The following is a 22386-nucleotide window of genomic DNA, read 5'->3' as shown; positions in this document are numbered from 1 at the left end:
CCCCCCCCCCCCCCCCCCCGCCCCCCCCCCCCCCCCCCCCCCCCGGCCCGCGCCCCCCCCCGCCGCCCCCGCCCCACCGCTGCGTTCGCGTCAGTCGCTCAGCCGACGAGCTTCGCCAGGTTCGCCGGGTCGGCCAGGGCCGAGCCCATGCCGATGACCGAGGCGCCGGCCTTGATGTAGGTGTCGATCTCGTCGGGGCCGACGCCGCCGGTCGCCACGAACTTCATCTCCGGGAACGGCCCGTGCATCGCCTTGAACCAGTCCGGGCCGAGGGTCGAGGCCGGGAAGACCTTCACCCACGTGCACCCCAGGTCGCGTGCGAGACCGACCTCGCTGGCCGTGGCCACGCCCGGCAGGTGCGGCAGCCCGGCCGCGTGCGAGGCCTCGAGCACCGCCGGGTTCAGGCCCGGCGCGATCGTGTAGGCCGCGCCGGCCGCGGCCGCGCGCTCCACGTGCCCTGCCGAGACGACCGTGCCGGCGCCGACGGCGCGTCCGCTCGGGCCCGCGGCCTTCACGGCCGCGGCCAGCGCCTCTTCCTGCCCGGGCTTGCCGATCGGGACCTCGACCAGGTCGAACCCGGCGTCCCACACCCGCTCCGAGAGCTCCACGGTCTCCTCGGCGGGCAGGCCCCGCCAGATCGCCATGACGCGCTGCCCGGCGAAGAGGCGGTCGAAGAATTCGCCTTGATCAAAGGTCACTGGTCCTCCAGGATGGCTCGGACGGTCTCGGGTGGCGGCGGGGGCGCGAGGTCCCCGACGGTCTGGAGGGCCCCGGCCGCGAGCCGGTGCCCCAGCCGCATCGACGCCTCGAGCGAAGCGTCCTGCAAGCGGCCGTAAAGGAATCCGGCGGCGAACGCGTCGCCGGCGCCGACCGGTTCGACCACGTCGACCGGTTCGGCGGGGGAGTAGTACGACTTGCCGCCCTCGTACGCGGTCACGCCGTTCCCGCCGTCCTTGACGACGAGCACGCCCGCGTCCGGCAGGAGTTCGCGCACGTCGTCGGCGGTGGCTGCGCCCCACAGCGTCTGCGCTTCGTCGAGGCCGACGAACGTGATGTCGGCGGCGTCGGCGAGGCGCCGCAGGGCCGGCCCGGCCTCGCTCACGGTCCACAGCGCGGGCCGGTAGTTGACGTCGAAGCTGACCAGGGCCGGGTCGAGCGCCCGGTCGACGAGGAGTTCGTCGATGAGCGCCGCGCATGAGTCCGACAGGACCGGGGTGATCCCCGAGAGGTGCAGGAGGCGCGGGGCCGCGACGCCGTCGAGGTGCCCGGGGCCCATGGTGGAGGCGGCGGAACCGCGCCGATAGTAGTGGACGCGGGTGCCGTCGGGGCCGGGGTCCTTGAAGTAGACGCCGGTGGGCCGCTCGGGGTCGGTCTGGACGTGCGCGCAGTCGACGCCGGCCTCGTCGAGGACGTCGCGGACGCGCCGGCCGAGCGGGTCGTCGCCCACCGTGCCGCACCAGGCGGCGTGCGCGCCGAGCCGCGCGAGGGCGACGGCGACGTTCGATTCGGCTCCGGCGACGCCCATGTGGAGGTCGACGGCGCCGCGGAGGGGTTCGGCGGCGGCGGGGGCGAGGACGATCATCGATTCGCCCAGGCACAGGACGTCCATGTGGCTCCGTTCGTGTCCGCGCTCGCGCGGGTTCGGCGAGAGGTTGCTTCAGCCTACCGAGGGGAAAACGCATACACAAAGCGGCGGTCACCGCTTGCCGAACACCGCCGGCCGCGCCGGGTCCCGATCCCGGCGCCCCCGCCCGCGTAGACTGTGTGACACAGGCCTCTCACCTTGGAGCCCGGACATGATCGACGTGCGTCTGGTGAAGCTGTTCGCGTGGGCCATCGGCGTGCTCATCATGTTGTGGATGCTCACCGAGTGCCTCGGCGGCGCCGACGAGACCGACCCCGGCTACCAGGACATCGACCGCGACACCCAACAGTACGCGGCCGACTGCGAGCACGCCTGGCAGGCGCTGGACCTCGCGGCGAGCGCCGACGAGGCGACCGTGGACGGCGTGGTCGACCGGATTGACGGGCTCGCCACCGAGATCGACGACCCGAACCTCAAGGCCATCACGTCGGGGTACGCGGAGAGCACCCAGGACCTGGTCGCCAACGCGGACGACGGCGACGCGCTCCTGGACGCCGAGTCCGAGTTCCGCGACGACGCCGCGCTCGATCTGGCGATGCGCTGCCCGCTGCGGTGAAGTGCCCGCAAGCTGGACACAGGTATTGACAGTGTTCGAAATTACCGCTAACTTTCACACGTTCGAACGTCCTTCCGCGCGAAGGGCGTCCGGTGCACCTCAATGTGGAGGGACGCGGCACGGCGCGCGAGCGCCCGGCCCGTCGGAGCCTCCGCGCGGACTTTGCTCTGGGGTTGACGGGGCGGGACCGCCCGAAGGCGCCGGGCCGCGTGATCGCGGCTCCAGGCGGCGACGGACGGGCCCGCCCCGTTTCCTTACCCGTGGCGGACACGCCCGATAGGCGGGACCGCACCAGTGCAAGCGTTCGTCTGCATGCGCACACCCCCGAATCGGCGGATGACCGGCGAGCTGCGGTTTCACGCCGTCCCGGGCGCCGGGCGCGGACCGCGCGTTTGGGTTCGGGGCCGCGCTTGTGGCAAAATGGCACGTCTGCCGTTGACCCGTAGGAGCCTCGTTGCCACCCAGCGAACTGCACGCCACCTTCCTGCCCGACCACGCCTCCCCGGCCGACGGGCGGCTGCTGTTCTTCGGCGGCGCGCACCCCTGGGCCGCCGTGGCCGAGCTCGGTCTCCCGCCCGGGGACCCGGTGGATGCCGAGCTGTACCTCGACGGCGAACTCCACGAGGTCGAGGGCGTGGCCATGCCGGTGCGGCCGGTCCTGCCCGCGCTCACCCGGATCGCCTCGCGCCCGGACATCACCGAGTCGGTCGCGATCTGGGCGCGCATCGCGAACGCCGTGGACGACGACAAGTTCGACGACCTCGACCGCATCGCCGGCGAACTGCCCGCCGAAGGCCACTCCGTGCCGCACTCCGAAGGGCACGTGTGGACCAAGCAGGCGCTCGTCGGCGCGTTCGTCGAGTCCTTCACCGAGCTGCTGCGCTCCGACTCGGGCCTGAACCTGCGGCTCATCACCGCCCAGCACTCCGACCCCGGCGAGGTCCGCGTCAACGCCGACCTGCGCAAATACCAGTCGCACGGCATCGCGTGGCTCGAGGCCGCGGCCGAGGGCGGCGCGGGCGTCATCCTCGCCGACGACATGGGCCTCGGCAAGACCCTGCAGTCCATCGGGCTGCTCGTGCGCCGCGCCGGGAACGCCCCGCACCTCGTGGTCTGCCCGACCTCGCTGGTCGGCAACTGGCAGCGCGAGATCGCCCGCTTCGCGTCCCAGCTCTCCGTGCACCTGCACCACGGCCCGGCCCGCACGAAGGACCGCGGCCCGCTCACCGAGGCCGACGTGGTCGTCACCTCGTACTCGATCGCGCTGCGCGACATCAAGCTGCTGCGCCAGATCGCGTTCGACACGATCGTCATCGACGAGGCCCAGGCCATCAAGAACCACCGCTCGCGCACCGCCGGCGCCGTCCGCGACCTCACCGGCCGCGTCCGGGTCGCGCTCACCGGCACGCCCGTCGAGAACCACCTCTCCGAACTCTGGTCGATCTCCGAGTTCGTCAACCCCGGGCTCCTCGGCGGCCAGACCGACTTCAAGCGCCGCTTCGCCGACCCCATCGAGATCGGCCGCGACCCCGTCTCCGCCGCCACGCTGCGGGCCCGCATCGACCCGGTCGTGCTGCGCCGCATGAAAGAGGACGTCGCCGCCGACCTCCCGCCGAAGATCGAGGCGGTCGTCGCCTGCACCATGACCGACGAGCAGGCCGGGCTCTACAAGGAGGCGATCCGCGAGGCCTTCGACGAGGGCCTCGGCGACGGCATCACCCGCCGCGGCCGCGTCCTGAAGCTCCTGACGCGCCTCAAGCAGATCTGCAACCACCCCGCCCAGTACGTCGGCGTGGGCGACGGCGGCCTCGCCGAACGCTCCGGGAAGCTCGACCGGGTCACCGAGATGCTCGCCGAAGTCGTCGACGAAGGCGACAAGACCCTCATCTTCACCCAGTACCGGCAGATGGGGGAGCTGCTGTCGCGCCACCTCCACGCCGAACTCGGCGTCGCCGCGCCGTTCCTGCACGGCGGGCTCGACCAGCCCGCCCGCGACAGGCTCGTCGAGGAGTTCCAGACCGGCGAGGGCCCCGCGATCCTCCTCGTGTCCCTGCGCGCCGGCGGCACCGGCCTCAACCTCACCGGCGCCTCGCACGTCGTCCACTACGACCGCTGGTGGAACCCGGCCGTCGAGGACCAGGCCACCGACCGGGCCCACCGCATCGGCCAGACCCGCACCGTGCACGTCCACAAGCTCGTCACCGCCGGCTCGCTCGAGGAGCGCGTCGACGAACTCCTGCAGCGCAAGCGCGCCATCGCCGACGCCGTCGTCGGCAACGGCGAGGACTGGCTGGGCGACCTGGACGACTCCCAGCTGCGCAAACTCATCGAACTCGACGCCGACGGAGGCCACCTGTGAGCGACCCCTACGGCCGGACCTGGTGGGGCCGCAAATGGTGGCGGGCCCTGGAGACCATCGGTCTCAACTACCCCGACCAGCGCATCGTCAGGGGCCGCGCCCTCGCCGGGCACGGCGCCGTCACCGGCATGTCCATCGACCCGGGCGTCGTCTCGGGCCACGTGGCCGACAACGGCCGCACCTTCGACACCGAGATCCGCATCCCCGTCTACAACGCCTCCGCGTGGGCCGCCGGCATGACCGCCCTGTCCCTCTCTCCGTCGTGCGTCGCCGGGCTCCTCGCCGGGCGCCTGCCCAAGAAGATCGACGACGTCCTCGCCGAGACCGGCATGCGCCTGCTCCCCAAGAAGTTCGTCACCGAGGACCACAACCGCATCACCGCGAGCTGCCCCTGCGCCGACAACCGCGAAGTGTGCGCCCACATCATGGCCCTCGCCCTCGTCAGCGCCGCGAAGATGGACGACGACCCGTGGCTGGTCCTCCTCCTGCGCGGCGGCCCCACCCGCGACCTCGCCGGACGCCTCCGCGCCGCCCGGGTCGCCAGCATGGACGCCGCCCAGCCGGTCTGACCCGCACACGGCGAAGGCCGGGCCGCATGACGCGGCCCGGCCTTCGCAACGCTCTGGGGATCAGCTTCTCGCGGACCGGATGCACTCGGTGATCCAGGCGTCGAGCCGTGAGAGGTCCGAGCAGGTCTCGATCTCCTCCCGCCGGTCGGCGCCCACCGGGCCGTCGGCCGCCAGCATCCGCAGCAAAGTGGACCTGGCGTGCCGGAGTGCGCCCTCGTCGCGGCCCTTCGCGAGCAGCTCTTCGGTGTACTCCGAGTGGTACAGACGGGCTTGGGTCTTCATGAGTGCCTCCAGCAAGGTCGCAGGCTCCTTGGCCAAGGTAGTGAGCAGGAATTTCGCGTAATCGGCCGCCCGCCCTGGGTCGATGGTACCGAGCCAGCGGTCGAGCGTCGAGACGAACAGTTCGACCGGGATGTCCTTCGGCTGCCGACGCATGACCGCCGCCGCGACTGCCGCCGCCGCATTCGGCGGCGCCGCTTCGGAGCCGAGGTCCGGTATGTTTCCGGGACCGACCGTCGCGATCGCGACCGCACTGCCCGGGCCCATGTCGATCCCGCGACGGAACCTCCGGGCGAGCGAATCGGTGCGGCACAGCATCAGCAGCAGCACCGGCACACGATGGTCCTCGAACGCGCGAGTCATGTACCCCGGCAACCGGAAGTACTTGTCCTCGCTCCATTCGTTCTGGACCTCGCAGACGACGATCACCTCGGTCCCATCGGCGAACCCGAGGCGCACTACGCCGTCAGCCCGCCGCTCGGTCGGACCCGCCGAGCCGACCGCGCCCGAACGGGTCTCCGCGTTCACGCACCGCGCGCCCCGCGGGCCCCCGGCGAGGCCCAGCATCCACGGCGCCGACTCCGGCTCGTCCTGGATCAGCTTCACGAGGATCTCGTGGAACTCTCCCGGCATTGATTCCTCTTTTCAACTCAGGGGATACACCCGAGAGAACGAGAAACGAACCGGACGGACACGGCCCTGTCGCGAACCCGACAACAAGGGCCGCAACAGGACCGGGACCCTGCGAACGACGACCGCGCGTCAGCCCAGACTCACCGACATCCCTGAACCGTTGGGCGACACCGTCACCGACGAGAAGTCCGCGATCCGCGGCAGGCCGTCCGCCGCCTCGCCCTTGTACCCGCCCACCACCACCGTGGCCGCCCCGGCCGCCTGCGCCGAGGTCAGGCCCGCCGGCGCGTCCTCGAACACCACCGCCTCGGCCGCATCGAAACCGAGCGCCTTCGCCGCCAGCATGTACGGCTGCGGATGCGGCTTCCCCTTCGTCACGTCGTCCGCCGCCACGAGAATCTTCGGCAACGGAATCCCCACGGCCGCAAGCCGACGCACCGTCAACGCCCGCGTCGCCGACGTCACCACCGCCCACCGGTCCCGATCCAGCCCGCGCAGCAGCGCCGCCGCCCCCGGAATCTCACTGATCCCGTCCGTCCGGTCGATCTCCTCCGCCTCGATCCGATCGGTCTCCGCCACCACGTCCACGCCGTGCGGCGCGAACTCCGCGACCACCTCGATCGTCGGCCGCCCGTGCGCCACCGCCAGGATCGCCGAAGCCTCCAGACCGTGCCGGCCCGCGAACCGGCCCCACGCCCGCTCCACCGACGCCGTCGAATCGACCAGCGTCCCGTCCATGTCGAACAGCAGTACCGAAGCCGTCAGCACCGAATCGCCCATGCGTACCTCCTCGAGTCAATGGACCGTCACGCTACCAACGGAACATGACGGCCACGCTAACTCTCACGAAGGATTCGAACATCGCACCGTGAGCCCCGCACCGCCCCGATACCAGTTGCGCGAAACCGGGCCGCCACCTAGCGTCGACACCGTGCCAGCACTCATCCTCCCCACTGCGCGCCTAAGCGACTCCTACACCGCCGGCGTCCAAGAGTTCATCGCCGAAGGCCGCGGCGGACCCGACGACCGCTCCCTCCTCGGCGACCTCCTCCGCGACGCCGGCCACCCCGACGGCACCGACGCCTGGATCCACCGCGTCCTCGACTTCGAACGCCGCCTCACCACCGACCCGCCCGCCCGCTTCGTCCCCTCCACCACCTACTGGTGGACCGACGGCGACACCTACCTCGGCCGCATCAACCTCCGCCACCGCCTCAACGAAGCCCTCAGCGAGGTCGGCGGCCACATCGGCTACGACGTCCGCCCCACCGCCCGCAGGCGCGGCCACGCCACCGCCATGCTCGCCGCCGTCCTCCCGAACGCCGCCGCACTCGGCATCGACCAGGCCCTCATCACCTGCGACACCGAGAACACCGCCTCCCGCAAGGTCATCGAAGCCAACGGCGGGGTACTCGAAGACGAGCGCGAGGGCACACTCCGGTACCGGGTGCCCACCGCGCCATAGCACGAACAAGCTGACACAGGTTGGGGGACAAGGTGGGACTCAAACGCGTCGACTACGACCGCACACAGCACGCCGGATACGCGAAGGGCCGGAGGCTCCTGCCCGCGAGCCGCCGCACCTGGATGCGGGCCTTCCGCGAACACGCCGGCGACCGCCGCATCGCCACTGTCCTCGACGTCGGCTCCGGCACCGGGCGCTTCACGCCCGCGCTGGCCGACGAGTTCGGGGCCGACGTGATCGGTGTCGAGCCTTCGGCGCGGATGCGGGAGGTCGCCCACATCGAGTCCTCGCACCCGCTCGTCAGATACGTGCCGGGCGATGCCTCGGCCCTGCCGGTCGACGACGCGAGCGCCGACCTGGCGCTGATGTTCCTCGTCTGGCACCACGTGCCGGACCGGCCCGCGGCCGCCCGGGAGCTGGCACGGGTCCTCGCCCCGGGCGCGCGGCTGCTCATGGCGACCACGCTCTCGGACCGGCTCAAGGACCTGCTGCTGTACCGGTACTTCCCGCGCACGCGCGACATCGACGCCGTGGTGTTCCCGACCCTGGACGAGACCCTGGGCGTGTTCGCCGACGCCGGGTTCGCCCACACCGCACTCACCGAGGTCCACCACCGCTCGGCCGACAGCCTCGCCGAATACGCAGGGCGGCAGCGGATGCGGGCCCTGTCGGTCTACGAGCACCTGACCGACGAGGAGTACCGGGACGGCCTGGCGGCCCTCGAAGCCGACGCGGCCGCCGAGACCGCACCGCGACCGGTCGAGTCCGACTGCGACCTGCTCGCGTTCACGCGGCGCTGACCGGCGGCAAGGCGCCGATCTCACGAGTGCCACATGCCATGTGACATACCACTGAGGACCGAACGCGGCAGCGCCGGCACATGGCATGTGACATATCACCGAGCCCGGGCCGTGCAGGCCGTCTTGGCGGCACCGCCGCAACGGCGGCCCTCTCGGCCGCCGTTGCGGCGGTGCCGCATGACATGTGACATGCCACCGCGTTCGGCCGAGGGCTCAGTTTCCGTCGGGGGAGACCAGACCGGTGTTGTAGGCGAAGATGACCGCCTGCACCCGGTCGCGGGCGCCGATCTTGGCGAGGATGCGGCCCACGTGGGTCTTCACCGTCGACTCGGCGAGGTGGAACCGCTCAGCGATCTCGGTGTTGTTCCAACCGCGTCCGATCGCGGTGAGCACTTCCTTCTCCCGCTCGGTGAGAACTTCGAGCCGCCCTGCCGCCGCTGAGGCGTCGCCCTCGCCTTCGACGGGGAACTGGTCGGCGAACCGGTCGAGCAGCCGCCGCGTCAGCTTCGGCGCGACCACCGCGTCCCCGGCGGCCACCACACGGATGCCCGTGAGCAGCTCCTCCGGCTGCGCGTCCTTGACCAGGAAGCCGCTCGCGCCGGCCCGCAGCGCCGCATACGCGTACTCGTCGAGGTCGAACGTGGTCAGCACCAGCACCCGGCTGCGCCCGCCCGCAGCGATGATCCGCCGCGTCGCCTCGATCCCGTCCACGCCCGGCATGCGCACGTCCATGAGCACCACGTCAGGGCCCAGCTCGGTCGCCCGCCGCACCGCGTCGGCCCCGTTGTCGGCCTCGCCGAGCACCACGAGATCCGACTGGCTCTCCACCAGCATCCGAAACCCCATGCGTTGCAAGGGATGATCGTCCACGATCAACAACGTGGTCACCGGCGCTCCTCTCCGTTCCTGGGCAGCCACAAGGCGACCCGCCAGCCGCCGAGCACTTCGGGCCCGGCCACCATCGTGCCGCCGAACGCCGCCGCCCGCTCCGACAAGCCTGCCAGACCACGCGCGGTGCCGGCCTCGTCCACCCGGTTCCCCGTGTTGCGCACCGTCACGGACAGCCCCGAGCCCTGGTACTCGATCGAGACCTCGGCCCGCTTCACGCCCCTCGCGTGCTTGAACACGTTCGTCAACGACTCCTGCACCGTCCGGTACACCGCCAACTGCTGGTTCTCCGACAGCGGCAACGGCTCGCCCGTGACCGACACCGTCACCGGCAGGCCCGCCTCCCGGACCCGCTCGATGAGCCCTTCCAGATCGGACAGGCCCGGCTGCGGCGCCAACTCCAGCTCCGCGCCCTCCTCGGCCTTGAGCACCGACAGCACCCGCCGCAGCTCCGCCAGTGCCTCCCGGCTCGTGCGCCCGATCGCCTCCAGCGCCTCCTTGGCCTTCTCGGGGGCGGCCGTCGCCGCGTACGCGCCGCCGTCCGCGAGCGCGTTGATCACCGCGAGATTGTGCCCGATGATGTCGTGCATCTCCCGCGCGATCCGGTTGCGCTCCTCCACCACCGCCTGCTGCGCCGCCTGGTCCCGCTCCGAATGCTGGAACTCCCGGCGGGTGCGCATCAGCATGCCGATCGCCACCACGAACCCGAAGTAGATCGCGCCCGGGCCGAAGAACCCGAGGAAGCCCAGCACCGACTGGTCATGGTTGACCATCCAGTCGACGAGCGACGGCACCAGCGAGATCACCCCCGCCCACCACAGCAGCTTCAACGGCCGCCGCAGCACCAGGTTGTACAGGTTCACGGTGAACGCCAGCGCCGACGCCGCGTTCACCAGCCCCGACCCGTCATCGGTCAACCCGAGGGGGATCGTGATCGACAGCGGCACGAACTGGCTCAGCAGCACCGCGAGCGGGTAGCGGCGCCGCCAGATCGTCGGCGCCATGAACAGCACGATCGCCACGGCCTGGGCCAGCGGATGCCGCACCTCCAGATCAGCGGCGGCGATCCCGATCAGCCCGATGCATCCGCCGGTCACGTACAGGAAGATCGGGAACAGATTCCAAAGCAGCGGATGCCGGGAGTCGAACTCCAGCATCCGCTGCCACATCCCGCGTTTGCGGGGAACGGTCACGGCCTCGGCCACAACGGGATTCTCACACGTCGCGGCGCTTGAGCAGCACGCCCGCCAGCCCGTAGGTGACGACGAGCCAGATGCCCATCCACAGCCAGGACTCGCCCACCGACAGGGTCGACCCGGCCGGGTCGACCAGCAGGATCGCGTTGGGCACGTTGCCCGGCGCGTACGGCGTCACATCGCTCACCCAGTTCCAGGGCAGCAGGGTCGCCAGCTGCGGCAGGATCATGATCACGCCGATGTAGAACCCGATCGAACCCGCCGAGTTGCGCAGGATCGCACCGATGCCGAGCGCCAGCAGCGCCAGGTACACGATCATCGCCATGTAGCCCAGGAGCGCCCGCAGCACCCCGTCGTCCGAGAGGGACACTCCGCCCAGCGCCGTGCCGGAGAAGATCGCCTGCGTCATGAAGAACGTCAGGAACACCATGGCGCCGAACAGCACCGCCACGACGGCCCCGTACACGGCGGCCTTCGCCCACAGCACCGAGAGGCGCTTCGGCGCCGCCGACATCGTCGACCGGATCGACCCGGTCGAGTACTCGCCGGTCACCGTGAGGATGCCGAGCACCGCCACGAACACCGAAGCGAGCGAGATGCCCGCCATCGAGAAGTCGACCGCCGAGCCGGCCCCGCCGAACGCCTGGTCGGTTGGCACGCTCGACGCGATGATCGCGCCCAGGCCCCCGCTGAACACGACCGCGCACAACAGCACGATCCAGGTCGAGCGCAGCGACCACAGCTTCGTCCACTCCGAGCGCAGCAGCCCCGCCGCGCTCAGCCGGTAGTTCGCCGGCGGCGTGTAGGCCGTCGGCCGGTCGGTCATCGCGGCGGCGGTCATCGGTTCGCCCCTTCACTGGTCTGGCGGTACTCGACCGCGTCGGCGGTCAACTGCATGAACGCGTCCTCAAGGGACCCTCGGTCGGTGCGCAGCTCGTGCAGCACCAGGCCGTGCGCGGCCGCGGTCTGGCCCACGACGGCCGCCTCGGTCCCGGTCACCTCCAGGACCCCTCGCTCCGGACTCGACACGGTGATCCCCGGCCCGGCCAGGCGCTCGGCCAACTGCGCCGCGTCGGGCGAGACCACCCGCACGCGCGTCTGCCCGCTGCCGGTCACGAACGCGTCCACCGTGGTGTCCGCCAAGAGCCGGCCCTGCCCGATCACGATCAGGTGCTCGGCGGTCTGCGCCAGCTCGCTCATCAGGTGCGAGGACAGGAACACCGTCCGCCCTTCGGCGGCGAGTCCCTTGAGCAGCAAGCGGATCCACTTCACGCCGTCCGGGTCCAGACCGTTCACCGGCTCGTCGAGGATCAGCACGGCCGGATCGCCCAGGAGCGCCACGGCGATGCCCAGGCGCTGGCCCATGCCGAGGCTGAAGCCGCCGACGCGCTTGCCGGCGACCTCGTGGAGGCCGACGAGGTCGATGACCTCGGTGACGCGGCGCTTGGGGATGCCGTGGGTGCGGGCCAAAGCCAGGAGGTGCTTGTAGGCGCTGCGCCCGGCGTGGACGGACTTCGCCTCAAGGAGCGCGCCGACCTCGGTGAGCGGCGAGCGGAACTCGGAGTAGTGCTTCCCATTGACCCGGGCGAGGCCGCTCGTGGGCGCGTCCAGGCCGACGATGGCGCGCATCGTCGTGGACTTCCCGGCGCCGTTGGGCCCGAGGAAGCCGGTGACGACGCCGGGTTTGACGGCGAACGTCAGATCGTCCACGGCCGTCTTCTTGCCGTAGCGCTTCGTCAAGTGCTCGATCTCGATCATGCCCAGAACGCTACGGCGCGCGAAGCGGGCCTTCATCCGTTTCAAGAGCGAACTTCCGGGACGCGAGTGGTACCCAAGTACTACGACTTCCAGTGGGGGCGAGGCCGAATCCACCGACGTTCCGGCGATACCGCGTGACATGTCACATATTACCCGTACGGCGAACCCCCGGAAAAACCCTGACACACGGGTACGACGCCGCTCCGACTCGAACAGCGGGCTCACCCGATCGGGGCCGACCCTATTTCGCTTCGGAGTAGCTGTCGACCACCTTCGGCCGCAAGGGAATGCGCACCGGCATATCGCCGAAGAGCGTCCTCGTGGCGGCCTCGGCGGCCCGCTCGATGACCGCGCCGACCGTCGCCGCATGGTCGGCCGGGCAGTGGACCACGACCTCGTCGTGCAGGAAGAACACGAGCTCCCCGAGATCCCGCTCGTACAGCTCGCGCCGCAGCAGCGCCAGCAGCACCAGCGCCCATTCGGCGGCGGTCCCCTGCACGATGAAATTCCTGGTGAACCGCCCGCGGCCCGTCGCGGCCCGGGTGCCGTCCTCGGAGTTGAGCGCCTGCCACCACCGCTCGCCCGGCGCCGGCACCGTCCGCCCCAGCCACGTGCGGACCAGCCCGCCCTTCTCACCCGTCCGCGCGGCCGACTCCACCCGGTGGAACGCGGCCGGGAAGCGGTCGCGCATGAGCTGCACCAACTGCGCCGCATCCCCAGCGGTACCGCCGTACATCGCCGAGATGAGCGCGATCTTCGCCTTCGAACGCTCACCGCCCAAACGCGGCGCCAACTCCGTGTACAGGTCATCGGCCGCCGTGGCCGCGATCATCGCCTGGTCGCCGCTGATCGCCGCGAGCAGCCGCGGCTCGAGCTGCGCCGCGTCCGCCGCCACGAGCTTCCACCCCGGCTCGGCCCGGATCGCCTCCCGCACCGCATGGGGGAGCTGCAGCGCCCCGCCCCCGTCGGTGCCCCACCGCCCCGTGTCCGCCCCCGCCACCATGTACACCGGCCGGAACCGGCCCCGGTCGGCGAGCGCCGGATCGGCCTCGGCCCCAGGCGCTCCCGTCCCCGAGACCCACGCGTCCGCCCAGTTCCACCCGAACGCCGACCACACCCGCGCATGCTCGCGGTACACCTTCAACGCCTCCACGGCCGGGTGGTCGACCGACGCCAGCTCCCACGAGTGCGTGTTCTTCACATCGAGCCCGGCCGCATGGAAGGCCGCGAGGACCTGCTTCGTCGAATCGGGGTTGAGCTGATGCCCGAACGCGTCCACCACCTTGTCCGCCAACGCCTGCAGCTTCCTCGGCCGCATCCCCTTCGTCGGCCGCGGACCGAGCAGGTCCCGCAGCAGCCGGTCGTGCACGCTCCGGTCGAACGGGACGCCCGTGCGGCTCATCTCGGCCGCCACCAGCGCCCCCGCCGACTCGGCCGCGAGCAGCGTCCCCAGACCCGGGATCCCGGCCGCGGCGGCACGTCGGCGCTGGTCGAGCCAGGTCGCCTGCAGACGGACCAGGAGCGCCGGCCCGTCGACCGGCTCCGGTTCCCGCTCGAACAACGTCCCGGCGTCCGGGTCGGTCTCGGCCGTCACCGCCGGCGGTTCACGCCCTTCGACACGGCAGAGGATCCGCTCGGCGAGCCGCAGGTCCCGGCACCGGTCCAGACGCGCCCCGGCCGCCAGCAGCGGCGGGTAGTCCTGCGCGGCGCCGGCCAGGACCCAGCGGGGCCCTTCAGCGTGGCCGTTCCCGAAGTCGGCCCGGTCGCGGTCGGCGGGGGAGTCCTCGGACCGGACGTCGGCGAGATCGGGCTGGTGCGGTGCATCGCGCTCGCTCGCTTCATGAACGGCGCCTCCAGGCTCGGCGCTCCGCTCGGTCCCGGCCTCAAGCCCCGCCTGCCGTTCGCCCGCGCTGGCGGCGATCCGTGCCCGGCCCGCGCCGCGCCGCGCCTCGGCCTCGATCGCGGCGACTGCCGCTGCCAGATCGGGGTGGTACGTGACGGCGCCGCCGGGGAGGGGCATCGTCCACCCCTCCCCGCCGCGACCGTGCACGAGTGCGACCTCCATGGTCCAAGTGGACCATGCGACACCGACATTCCGTCTTTAACCGATGCCGTTCCGCGTCGCATGCCGCCATCTCGGCCGCCGCGCGCCCCGGACGCTTCGCGAATCGGATTCACTTCCCAAAGCGGGTCGATTCCTGTCATACCTGCATGTCAGGGTGGTGCGGGGGGCCCGCAGGTCGGGTAACACGTGACACGTCACATGGCATGCGGCGTGTCGGATCGGGATCGACTGAGCGAAGACAGTAGACATACTTTTTCGCCCTCCCGGGTAACCGGTCCGCATGGCATTGATTCTGTGGATCCTCGCGGTCCTTCTCGTCATCTACGGCATCTTCATGATCTTCCGGGGCCAGGTGCTCCTGGGGATCGTGGTGATCATCGTCGGCCTGCTGGTCGGCCCCGGCGGGGTGAGCCTCTTCACCTAGCCGCGCCGCGGGCGGCGGCGGTACCCGGCATGTGGCCGCCGCCGCGCGGCCGCGCTCGGAATCCCTTACCAGCAAGTGCCGCACCTCGGCGTAGCGGCGCGTGTGCGCTGCCGCTACGCCGAGGTGCGCACGACAAGTTCCGTGGGGAGGATCGTCAGCGGTTCGACCTCACGACCTTCCAAGAGCCGCAGCATGGTCCGGGCCATGCTGCGGCCGATCTCTGCGATCGGCTGGCGCACCGTCGTCAGCGGCGGGTCGCAGTACGTCGCCAGGGCGATGTCGTCGAACCCGATCACCGACACGTCCCCGGGCACGCTCCGGCCCGCCTCGCGCAGCGCCTGCAGCGCGCCGTGCGCCATGAGGTCCGAGGCCACGAACACCGCGTCGAGGTCCGGCTCGTCCGCGAGCAGCTGCCGCATCGCCGCGTGCCCCGACTCGGCTGTGAAGTCGCCGACCGCGACGATCGCGCGCCGGTCCGCGGCCGCGAGCGCCTGCCGGTAGCCGTCCAGGCGCTCCCGTCCGGCGACCATGTCCTGCGGGCCGGCTACGGTGGCGATCCGCCTGCGGCCCTTGGCGAGCAGGAACTCCACGGCCGCCTTCACGCCCCCGATGTGGTCGACGTCGATGCACGGCGCGGCCAGGTGCGGCAGCCCGTTGCACACCACCGGCACCCCGCGCCGCAGCATCAGCTCCGGCAGCAGGTCCGCGTCGTGCAGGGACGCGAACATGACGCCGTCGACGTGCCCGCCCACCGCGTACCGCTCGGCCCGCGACCGCGCCTCCGCCGAACCGGTCGTCAGCAGCACCAGGAGCTTCCCGGCCGCGTCGAGCTCGGCCGCGACCCCGCGGATGACGCTCGGGAAGAACTGGTCGTCCGAGAAGACCCGGTTCGGCGACTCCGGCAGGATGAGCGCCACCGAATCGGTCCGGTGGGTCACCAGCGAGCGCGCGGCGGCGTGCGGCACGTAGCCGAGCTCGGCTGCGGCCGCCTCGACGGCCCGCCGCAGGTCCTCGGCGACCGTGGTCTGGCCGTTGACGACCCGCGAGACCGTCGCGCGCGACACGCCCGCCCGCTCGGCGACCTCCTCCAACGTGGGCCGCCCAGTGCGGGGGGCCCGCACCGGCCCGCCGCCGGCCACCGCTTCCGCTCGCCGCATGCCTTCCGCCTCCGTCGTCTCAGCCTTTGACCGCGCCCTGCATGATCCCGCTGATCATGTACTTGCCCAAGAGCGCGAACACCGCCAGCAGAGGAAGCGTAGCCAGCATGGTCCCGGTCAGCACCAACGACTGGTCGGTCACGTACCCGCCGCTGAGCGTCGAGAGCGCCACCTGCACGGTCTGCCGCTCGGGGCTGGAGAGGACGATGAGCGGCCAGAAGTAGTCGTTCCAGGAGGTCAGGAACGTGAGCACGCCGAGGACCACGGCCGCGGGCCGCGCGGCGGGCATGACGATCTGCCAGAAGATCCGGAACGTCGAGGCGCCGTCCATCCTGGCCGATTCGATGAGCGACCCCGGCAGCGCACCGCGCAGGTACTGGGTCATGAAGAAGACCCCGAAGGCGCTCACCAGACCCGGCGCGATGACCGCCCACAGCGTGTCCGTCCACTCCAGCTCGATCATGAGCATGAACAGCGGGATCACGCCCAACTGCACCGGCACCATCATCGTCGCCACCACTGCGACCAGCAGGACCTTGGCGCCCTTGAACTCCAGCTTCGCGAACGCGAACCCGGCGAGCGTCGAGAAGAACACCACGGACGCCGTCACCGAGGCGCTCACGATCACCGAGTTCCACAGCGCCGTACCGAAGGGCACCGTGGCGAAGACCCGCTCGACGTTCGCCACGAGGTTCGCGCCGGGCAGGACCGGCGGCGGGACCTGCGCGAGCGCCGAGTTGTCGCGGGAGGCGACCACGAAGCTGTAGTACAGCGGGAAGCCCGAGAAGAACAGGACCGCGACCAGTGTCAGGTAGACGAGGCGGCCGGGCTGCTCGCGCAGGGCCCGCAACCGGGCCCGGGCCCGATGGGTCGGCCGGCCCGGCAAGGCTGTGCGGCCGGCCCATCGGGAGTCTGCGGCGCCCGTCGGCGCGGGGGCGAGGTCGGCACGGGTCATGAGTCGCTCCTGATGCGGCGGATGAACAGGTAGTTGAGGAGGGCGACGAGGACGATGACGAGGAACATCGTCCACGCGACCGCGGAGGCGTAGCCGAACTCGAAGCCGCGGTTGAAGCCGTGCTCGTACAGGTAGAGCGTGAGCGTCTGGAACTGCCGGGACGCGCCGCCGGTGACGCCGTTGGGCCCGCCGCCGCCGAACAGCTGCGGCTCGGCGAAGATCTGCAGCCCGTAGATCGTCGAGACGATCACCGTGAACACGATGGTGGGCCGGATCATCGGGACGGTGACGTGGAACAGCTGCTGCATCCGGGACGCGCCGTCGAGGTGCGCGGCCTCGTAGACCTCGCGCGGGACGGACTGCATGGCGGCGAGGTAGATGAGGGCGTTGTAGCCGGTCCACTTCCACGCCACCATGACCGCGATGGCGATATGTGACGTGGCACTGCCGGACTGCCAGTCGACGCGCCCGGCCCCGAGCGATTCGAGGACCCAGTTGACGAGTCCGAAGTCGCGGCCGAACAACTGGCTGAAGATGACGGCGACGGCCACCACGGAGGCGACGTTCGGCAGGAGCATCCCCATGCGCCAGAACGTCTGCCCGCGCAGCCGCAGCGTCAGCAGGTGCGCGAGCAGCAGCGCGGCCAGGAGCTGCGGGACGGTGGCGAGCAGCAGGATGGACAGCGTGTTGCCCAGGGCGTTCCAGAAGTACCGGTCGCCCAGCAGCGTCTGGTAGTTCCCGAGGCCCACGAAGACGTGCGCGTCGGAGAGCAGGCTCCACTCGTGCGTGGACACCCAGGCGGTGTAGGCGAGCGGGAAGAGCCCGAACACGGCGAACAGCACGAAGAACGGGGCGATGTAGAGGTACGGGGAGGCCTTGAGGTCGAGTCGGTAGCGCAGCAGCTGGAAGCGCCGGGGTGCGGTGGGGGAGGACCGCCCGGTCGGGTCGGCGGTGCGCTTGGCGGCGATGGTCATCGGGTCGCTTTCAGGGTCGTCGGGGGCGGGGGCGGGCGGGGGGGGGGGGGGGGGGGGGGCCGGCCCCGGGGGGGGGGGGGCCGGGCGGGGGGGGGGCGGCGGCCCCGCCCGCCCCCCGGGGCTAGAACGATTCGAGGTCGGCGAGGACCTGCGTCCAGGCCTCGTCGGGCGTCTGGCTGCCGTCCTCGATGCGGCCGAGGCCCTGGCCGATCGTCGCGAGCACGTCGCCCTGGAGCGGCCCCTGGTACTGCGGCCGCACCGCTTGGGCCGCGGCGGTGAAGATCTGGCCGACGGGCGCGTCGTTGAAGTACGGCTTCGTGAGGCCCGTCAGCGCCTCGTCCTCGTACAGGCCCGGGGTGGACGGGAAGTTCCCGGTGGACTCGAACACCTTGAGCTGCTGCTCGGGCGCGGTGAGCCACTCGATGAACTCGTAGGCCTCCTCGGGGTGGTCACCCTGCGCGGGCAGCACGAGGTGCGAGCCGCCCATGTTCCCGGCGCCGCCGGGGACCGTGGCGATGTCCCACAGCCCGGCCGAGTCGGGGGCGTTCGTCTCGATGTAGGAGGTCATCCACGCCGGGCAGATGATGGTCGCGAACGTGCCCTCGTTGAACCCGGCGTTCCATTCGGGCGTCCAGGCCTGGAGCCGGTTCGACATGCCCGCCTCGATCGCCTCGACGGTGAGGTCCCAGGCGTCGCCGATGGCCGGGTTGGACTCGACGACGAGGTTGTCCTCGCGGTCGTACACGCCCTCGTCGGCCTGCTCGACCATGGCGCGGAACATGTTCCCCGAGGACTCGAAGAAGGAGTCGCCGCCGGTCGCCGCCGAGTACAGGCGGCCGACCTCCACATAGTCCTCCCAGGACCCGGCCCACAGGGCCGAGACCTCGTCGCGCTCGACCGGGAGGCCGGCCTGCTCGAAGAGGTCGCGGCGGTAGCACATGGCCATGCCGCCGACGTCGGTGCCGAGGCCGATCAGGGACTCGCCGTCCTTGGAGAGGGCCTGCTGCCACTTCCAGTCCAGCCATTGGCCTTCGAGGTCGGCCGCGCCGAGGTCGAGGAGGTTGTGGAAGCGGTCGGGCTGGGCCGTGTACTGCGAGATGTAGCCGACCTCGACCGCTTCGATGTCCGCGGCGCCCGAGCCCGTCGCGAGGTGGGTGGTGAGATTCGTGTGGTGGTCGGCGAACTCGGCGATGCGCTCCTCGAACTCGATCTCGGGGTGCAGCTTCGTGTACTCCTCGTAGAGGGGCCCGAAGCCGAAGTCGCCGAACAGGCCGACGCTGAGGGTGATCTTGCCGTCGTCGTCCCCGCCGCCGGAGCATGCGGCGGTCAATGCGAGCGCCGCGGCGGCGGCCGCCGCCATGGCGGCGCGGATCGGTCTGGTCTTCATCGGTGGTTCTCCACTGCTCTTCTGTTGACGGTGAGGGATCCGCCCCCGCAAGGGCTGCGGGAGCGGCCTGACGGCCGGGTCGCCGCCGTAGCGACCGGGACGGGCTCGCGCCGAGCACGAGAGAGCGCTCTCTCGCCCGGATCGCAAGGCCCCGAAGCGAAGCACCGCTTCGAGGCCTTGCAAGCGTCACGCCGGACCGCACCGTTCTCGGTGCCGGTACGTCACGCGTGACATGTGATATGCCACCGCCTTGTGAGCGGGGCAGGTGGGCCGGCGCGGCCGTGCGGCCGGAGGGCACCGCCGCGCCGGGCGGGTCAGCGTCTGAAATGGAATTCCTGCACGGACACGAAGTCCTGCGGCTGTCCCGAAGTGAAGGTGAGGAACACGTCGTGGGTGCCGGTCACGGCGGTCACGTTGCCGGGCACGTCCCGCCAGGAGGTCCAGCCGCCGGTGTTCGCGATCGCGAACGAGCCGATCGGCGTCGCCGTGGCCGAGTCGATCCGGACCTCGACCAGGCCGCTCACCCCGCCCCCGGCGCCCGAGGCGACCCGGGCGATGAAGTCCGCCGGGCTCGTCGACCCGAAGTTCACGTCGTCGTACCGGACCCAGTCCCCGTTGCCGAGCGGCCCGATCGACGAGCCGCCCGCCGTCGCACCCGAACCGGCGTCGAAGGAGGCCGCGTCGATCTGAGCGAACGCGTCCCGCGCCCCGCCCGGGTTCGAGGTCGTCGGCGGATCGGTCGGCTCACCGGTCCCGCCGCCGCCGGCGGTGTACACCCGCACGTAGTCGACGAGCATCGAATGCCCGGGCACCGTCGCCGCCGTCGGCGTCGTCCGCCCCGCGACCCCGTCGGGGAAGGCCCCGCCGATCGCCAGGTTCAGCATCAGGAAGTACCCGGCGTGGTCGGTCATCTGCGCCCACGTGTCCGCGGGCAGGCTGCCCTCGTCGATCGTGTGGTACAGCGAACCGTCGACGTACCAGCGCAACTGGCCCGCCGCACCGGACTCGTCCCACTCGAACCCGTACGTGTGGAAGCCGTTGTGGCAGGATCCGCCGCAGTAGGTCTGCCCCGCGATCCCGTTGAACTCGTTGCACGGCCCGCCCGGCGCCACACCGCAGTGCAGCGTCCCGAAGGTCCAGTCCAGACCGTTCACGTTCTCCATGAAGTCGAACTCGCCGACGCCCGGCCAGTTCTGGTAGTTCCCGCGGAACGGCGAGCCCAGCGCCCAGAACGCGGGCCAGTAGCCGAGCGCCGCCTCCCCGGTCACCTGCGGGAGCTGCAGCCGCCCTTCGACCTTCAGCGTCCCGCCCGAGGGCGGCTTGAAGTCCGTGCGGACCGTCTCGAGCCGCGCCGAGGTCCAGGCCCCGGCGCCGTCGCGCAGTGCCGTGATCTTGAGGTTGCCGCTGCCGTCGAACGAGACGTTCGCCGGGTTGTTCGTGTGGGCGGCGATCTCGCCGGTGCCCCAGTTCGCGGGCCCGCCGGGGTAGTTGTGCCCGAGGTCGTAGATCCAGTTCGACGTGGAGGGCTGCTGCCCGGCCGAACCGTTGAACTCGTCGGCCCAGACGAGGTTCCAGGTCTGCGCGGCCTCGGGGCCCTCTTGGGCGCCGGCGCTCGCGACGGCGAGGCCGGCGGCGGCGATCACCGCCGCGCCCGCGGTGAGGGCGGCGACGATCCGGGCGAGGCCGCGGCGCGAGCGCCGGGAAGGTCGGAGCGGGGAGGCGTGCTGTCGTTCGGAGGTCTGCTGTCGTGCCATGACGGCTCCTTTGCCGGGTCCGAGAGACCGCTCTCTCGGATCTGATCTGGCTTCAGATCGATCTTGAGAGAGCGCTCTCTCATTCGGTTCAGGCCTCATTCCTACCGAACGAATCGGTACATGTCAATGGATCGTGGCCGAACCGTTATCGGCCGAGCGCGGCATCACCGCAGGTAAGCCCTTGCAGCGCAAGGTTAACAGTCACCTCCGAAAGGGGACCGGTCGCTCAGCGCGCGCCCTCGTCGCCCTCCGCCTGCGGCGGCGGCTGCGCCTCCCGCGACCGCCGCTGCAGCTCGTCCATCCGCGCCTGCCGCTCGTGCCGCAGCCGGTCCAGGCGCCCCTGGCGCTCCCGCCGCTCCTCCGGCGACTCCGTGCCGCCGAGCATCCGCTTCTCCAGCCACTCCACGTGCTCGGCGTGCGCCGCCGCGTTGATCGCCCGCACGTCCTGGTAGGTCCCGCGCAGCGACTCCATCCGCTTCAACGCGTCATGGCACTGCGCCAGCAGGATCTCGATGTCGGCGTTCTCGGCCGGCCCGGCGTCCTCCCGCCGCGCCTCGAGCCACGCGATGCCCTCCCGCAGCTTCTCGCGGGCCTTGAGATTGTGCATCGCCAGGTCCTCGACGATCTGATCGGTCAGCTCGAGGAAGCTCAGGTGAGGATCGGGGCGGTCGTCGGTGCCCATGGGGGCCGTCCTTCCACGAGGAGGTGCCTCTACCCCCTCTACCATACGGGCGCGGCTACGATCATCCTTCACCGCGCGACCGATTCACCCCGAAGTCTGAGGCCCAGTGGAACCCATCGAGACCGTCATCGACACCCTCACCCAGACCCAGGACGCCCCGCCCGTCTGGGTCATGCTCGCCTGCCTGGCCGCTGCCGCCGCCGCCGTCCTCTACACCCCCGTGTGGCGCTGGACCCGCGGCCTGGTCACGATCGCGCACGAAGGCGGGCACGCCCTCATGGCCGTCCTCATGCGCCGCCGCCTCACCGGCATCCGCCTCCACGCCGACACCTCGGGCCTGACCTTCTCGCGCGGCAGGCCGACCGGCTTCGGCGCCGCCATGACCCTCTTCGCCGGCTACATCGCCCCCGCCGCCCTCGGCCTCCTCGCCGCCGGCCTCACCGGCGCCGGGCGCATCGTCCTGCTCCTGTGGATCACGCTGGGGCTCTTGGCGGTCATGCTCGTGTTCATCCGCAACTGGTACGGCGCGCTGGCGCTCATCGTGACGGGCGCGGGCGTCTTCGCGGCCACCTGGTACGGCAACGCGATCGTGCAGACGGTCGCGGCCTACGTCGGCGCCTGGCTGCTGCTGCTCGGCTCGGTGAAGCCGGTGCTGGAGCTGGGTTCGCGCCGCCGCCGCAGGCGCGGCTCGGGCCAGTCGGACGCCGACCAGCTCGCCGGGATCACCCCGCTGCCCGCGGGCGGCTGGATCTTCCTGTTCGCCGTGGCGACGATCGCTGCGGCGCTGTGGGGCACGTACATGCTGCTGCCCGCCGACGATTGGTTCGCGGCCGCCTAGCG

The 22386-nt window shown here is 71.3% G+C and carries 22 protein-coding genes; 7 read left to right on the top strand and 15 right to left on the bottom strand.

What is annotated here, in order from left to right; genetic code table 11:
• Positions 1-98: 98 nt before the first annotated feature.
• Together O2L01_RS00930 and O2L01_RS00925 are read right to left on the bottom strand one after the other, a co-directional pair.
• On the bottom strand, positions 99-698 hold the full coding sequence (locus O2L01_RS00930) for a bifunctional 4-hydroxy-2-oxoglutarate aldolase/2-dehydro-3-deoxy-phosphogluconate aldolase (protein ID WP_270119600.1): 600 nt from the start codon (positions 696-698) through the stop codon (positions 99-101).
• Entirely contained in the window at positions 695-1609 is a 915-nt protein-coding gene (locus O2L01_RS00925) for a sugar kinase (RefSeq protein ID WP_270119599.1), read from the bottom strand. The genes O2L01_RS00930 and O2L01_RS00925 overlap by 4 nt, the downstream gene beginning before the upstream one ends.
• Positions 1610-1796: 187 nt before the next feature.
• Between O2L01_RS00925 and O2L01_RS00920 the strand changes: the two genes are divergently transcribed.
• The 3 genes from O2L01_RS00920 to O2L01_RS00910 all read left to right on the top strand — a co-directional run bounded on the left by O2L01_RS00920 (position 1797) and on the right by O2L01_RS00910 (position 5129).
• Complete coding sequence (locus O2L01_RS00920) at positions 1797-2201, top strand: hypothetical protein (RefSeq protein WP_270119598.1); 405 nt, start codon at positions 1797-1799, stop codon at positions 2199-2201.
• A 454-nt stretch (positions 2202-2655) separates the two neighbouring features.
• Positions 2656-4560 (top strand): DEAD/DEAH box helicase, encoded by a 1905-nt coding sequence (locus O2L01_RS00915; protein ID WP_270119596.1) that lies wholly within the window; start codon positions 2656-2658, stop codon positions 4558-4560.
• Positions 4557-5129 carry an SWIM zinc finger family protein gene (locus O2L01_RS00910; RefSeq protein WP_270119594.1) on the top strand — a complete coding sequence of 191 codons (573 nt, stop codon included), beginning with the start codon at positions 4557-4559 and terminating at the stop codon, positions 5127-5129. Before O2L01_RS00915 ends, O2L01_RS00910 begins: the two co-directional genes overlap by 4 nt.
• 60 nt (positions 5130-5189) lie before the next feature.
• Here O2L01_RS00910 and O2L01_RS00905 read toward each other — a convergent pair whose 3' ends face one another.
• Both O2L01_RS00905 and O2L01_RS00900 read right to left on the bottom strand, forming a co-directional pair.
• Positions 5190-5936, bottom strand: a complete 747-nt coding sequence (locus O2L01_RS00905) for an RpnC/YadD family protein (RefSeq protein ID WP_270119591.1) — start codon at positions 5934-5936, stop codon at positions 5190-5192.
• A gap of 234 nt (positions 5937-6170) precedes the next feature.
• A complete protein-coding gene (locus O2L01_RS00900) occupies positions 6171-6821 on the bottom strand; it encodes an HAD-IA family hydrolase (protein ID WP_270119590.1) in 651 nt (216 codons plus the stop codon).
• A gap of 151 nt (positions 6822-6972) precedes the next feature.
• Between O2L01_RS00900 and O2L01_RS00895 the strand changes: the two genes are divergently transcribed.
• The gene (locus tag O2L01_RS00895) at positions 6973-7506 is read left to right on the top strand and encodes a GNAT family N-acetyltransferase (RefSeq protein WP_270119589.1); all 534 of its coding nucleotides are present in this window, start codon (positions 6973-6975) and stop codon (positions 7504-7506) included.
• A gap of 32 nt (positions 7507-7538) precedes the next feature.
• Positions 7539-8306: a class I SAM-dependent methyltransferase gene (locus O2L01_RS00890; RefSeq protein ID WP_270119588.1), complete on the top strand. Its 768-nt coding sequence runs from the start codon at positions 7539-7541 to the stop codon at positions 8304-8306.
• Positions 8307-8519: 213 nt separating this feature from the next.
• On the opposite strand, the gene O2L01_RS00885 is transcribed toward O2L01_RS00890, so the two are convergent.
• The 5 genes from O2L01_RS00885 to O2L01_RS00865 form a co-directional block, all read right to left on the bottom strand.
• On the bottom strand, positions 8520-9194 hold the full coding sequence (locus tag O2L01_RS00885) for a response regulator (protein WP_270119586.1): 675 nt from the start codon (positions 9192-9194) through the stop codon (positions 8520-8522).
• Positions 9191-10399, bottom strand: coding sequence for a sensor histidine kinase (locus O2L01_RS00880; RefSeq protein ID WP_270119584.1), 1209 nt, complete (start codon positions 10397-10399; stop codon positions 9191-9193). The genes O2L01_RS00885 and O2L01_RS00880 overlap by 4 nt, the downstream gene beginning before the upstream one ends.
• A 10-nt stretch (positions 10400-10409) precedes the next feature.
• Complete coding sequence (locus tag O2L01_RS00875; RefSeq protein ID WP_270119582.1) at positions 10410-11231, bottom strand: ABC transporter permease subunit; 822 nt, start codon at positions 11229-11231, stop codon at positions 10410-10412.
• Positions 11228-12148 carry an ABC transporter ATP-binding protein gene (locus O2L01_RS00870; protein ID WP_270119580.1) on the bottom strand — a complete coding sequence of 307 codons (921 nt, stop codon included), beginning with the start codon at positions 12146-12148 and terminating at the stop codon, positions 11228-11230. The genes O2L01_RS00875 and O2L01_RS00870 overlap by 4 nt, the downstream gene beginning before the upstream one ends.
• A gap of 241 nt (positions 12149-12389) precedes the next feature.
• Positions 12390-14213, bottom strand: coding sequence for a bifunctional 3'-5' exonuclease/DNA polymerase (locus O2L01_RS00865; protein ID WP_270119579.1), 1824 nt, complete (start codon positions 14211-14213; stop codon positions 12390-12392).
• 280 nt (positions 14214-14493) lie between these two features.
• Between O2L01_RS00865 and O2L01_RS00860 the strand changes: the two genes are divergently transcribed.
• The gene (locus O2L01_RS00860; protein WP_270118733.1) at positions 14494-14637 is read left to right on the top strand and encodes a GPGG-motif small membrane protein; all 144 of its coding nucleotides are present in this window, start codon (positions 14494-14496) and stop codon (positions 14635-14637) included.
• A 113-nt stretch (positions 14638-14750) separates the two neighbouring features.
• On the opposite strand, the gene O2L01_RS00855 is transcribed toward O2L01_RS00860, so the two are convergent.
• The 6 genes from O2L01_RS00855 to O2L01_RS00830 all read right to left on the bottom strand — a co-directional run bounded on the left by O2L01_RS00855 (position 14751) and on the right by O2L01_RS00830 (position 21546).
• Complete coding sequence (locus O2L01_RS00855; protein ID WP_270119578.1) at positions 14751-15794, bottom strand: LacI family DNA-binding transcriptional regulator; 1044 nt, start codon at positions 15792-15794, stop codon at positions 14751-14753.
• 19 nt (positions 15795-15813) lie between these two features.
• Positions 15814-16749, bottom strand: coding sequence for a carbohydrate ABC transporter permease (locus tag O2L01_RS00850; RefSeq protein ID WP_270119577.1), 936 nt, complete (start codon positions 16747-16749; stop codon positions 15814-15816).
• The gene (locus tag O2L01_RS00845) at positions 16746-17723 is read right to left on the bottom strand and encodes a carbohydrate ABC transporter permease (RefSeq protein ID WP_270119575.1); all 978 of its coding nucleotides are present in this window, start codon (positions 17721-17723) and stop codon (positions 16746-16748) included. The genes O2L01_RS00850 and O2L01_RS00845 overlap by 4 nt, the downstream gene beginning before the upstream one ends.
• A gap of 121 nt (positions 17724-17844) precedes the next feature.
• Positions 17845-19110, bottom strand: a complete 1266-nt coding sequence (locus tag O2L01_RS00840) for an extracellular solute-binding protein (RefSeq protein WP_270119574.1) — start codon at positions 19108-19110, stop codon at positions 17845-17847.
• Positions 19111-19424: 314 nt separating this feature from the next.
• The gene (locus O2L01_RS00835; protein WP_270119572.1) at positions 19425-20864 is read right to left on the bottom strand and encodes a glycoside hydrolase family 16 protein; all 1440 of its coding nucleotides are present in this window, start codon (positions 20862-20864) and stop codon (positions 19425-19427) included.
• A gap of 226 nt (positions 20865-21090) precedes the next feature.
• Complete coding sequence (locus tag O2L01_RS00830) at positions 21091-21546, bottom strand: hypothetical protein (protein WP_270119570.1); 456 nt, start codon at positions 21544-21546, stop codon at positions 21091-21093.
• 106 nt (positions 21547-21652) lie between these two features.
• Between O2L01_RS00830 and O2L01_RS00825 the strand changes: the two genes are divergently transcribed.
• A complete protein-coding gene (locus tag O2L01_RS00825) occupies positions 21653-22384 on the top strand; it encodes a M50 family metallopeptidase (RefSeq protein ID WP_270119568.1) in 732 nt (243 codons plus the stop codon).
• The last annotated feature ends 2 nt before the right edge of the window (positions 22385-22386 follow it).

The organism is Glycomyces lechevalierae, assembly GCF_027622945.1.
In the GTDB taxonomy this organism is placed as follows: domain Bacteria; phylum Actinomycetota; class Actinomycetes; order Mycobacteriales; family Micromonosporaceae; genus Glycomyces; species Glycomyces rutgersensis.
Note: the sequence above shows the minus strand (reverse complement) of the source record. Positions and strands in the feature narration are given on the sequence as shown.

What these genes read in the sequence shown, in the direction of transcription:
- O2L01_RS00925 (WP_270119599.1), bottom strand. Translation starts at nt 1,609, where the DNA reads ATGGACGTCCTGTGCCTGGGCGAATCGATGATCGTCCTCGCCCCCGCC.
- O2L01_RS00920 (WP_270119598.1), top strand. Translation starts at nt 1,797, where the DNA reads ATGATCGACGTGCGTCTGGTGAAGCTGTTCGCGTGGGCCATCGGCGTG.
- O2L01_RS00900 (WP_270119590.1), bottom strand. Translation starts at nt 6,821, where the DNA reads ATGGGCGATTCGGTGCTGACGGCTTCGGTACTGCTGTTCGACATGGAC.
- O2L01_RS00875 (WP_270119582.1), bottom strand. Translation starts at nt 11,231, where the DNA reads ATGACCGCCGCCGCGATGACCGACCGGCCGACGGCCTACACGCCGCCG.
- O2L01_RS00870 (WP_270119580.1), bottom strand. Translation starts at nt 12,148, where the DNA reads ATGATCGAGATCGAGCACTTGACGAAGCGCTACGGCAAGAAGACGGCC.
- O2L01_RS00865 (WP_270119579.1), bottom strand. Translation starts at nt 14,213, where the DNA reads ATGGAGGTCGCACTCGTGCACGGTCGCGGCGGGGAGGGGTGGACGATG.
- O2L01_RS00860 (WP_270118733.1), top strand. Translation starts at nt 14,494, where the DNA reads ATGGCATTGATTCTGTGGATCCTCGCGGTCCTTCTCGTCATCTACGGC.
- O2L01_RS00855 (WP_270119578.1), bottom strand. Translation starts at nt 15,794, where the DNA reads ATGCGGCGAGCGGAAGCGGTGGCCGGCGGCGGGCCGGTGCGGGCCCCC.
- O2L01_RS00850 (WP_270119577.1), bottom strand. Translation starts at nt 16,749, where the DNA reads ATGACCCGTGCCGACCTCGCCCCCGCGCCGACGGGCGCCGCAGACTCC.
- O2L01_RS00845 (WP_270119575.1), bottom strand. Translation starts at nt 17,723, where the DNA reads ATGACCATCGCCGCCAAGCGCACCGCCGACCCGACCGGGCGGTCCTCC.
- O2L01_RS00840 (WP_270119574.1), bottom strand. Translation starts at nt 19,110, where the DNA reads ATGAAGACCAGACCGATCCGCGCCGCCATGGCGGCGGCCGCCGCCGCG.
- O2L01_RS00835 (WP_270119572.1), bottom strand. Translation starts at nt 20,864, where the DNA reads ATGGCACGACAGCAGACCTCCGAACGACAGCACGCCTCCCCGCTCCGA.
- O2L01_RS00830 (WP_270119570.1), bottom strand. Translation starts at nt 21,546, where the DNA reads ATGGGCACCGACGACCGCCCCGATCCTCACCTGAGCTTCCTCGAGCTG.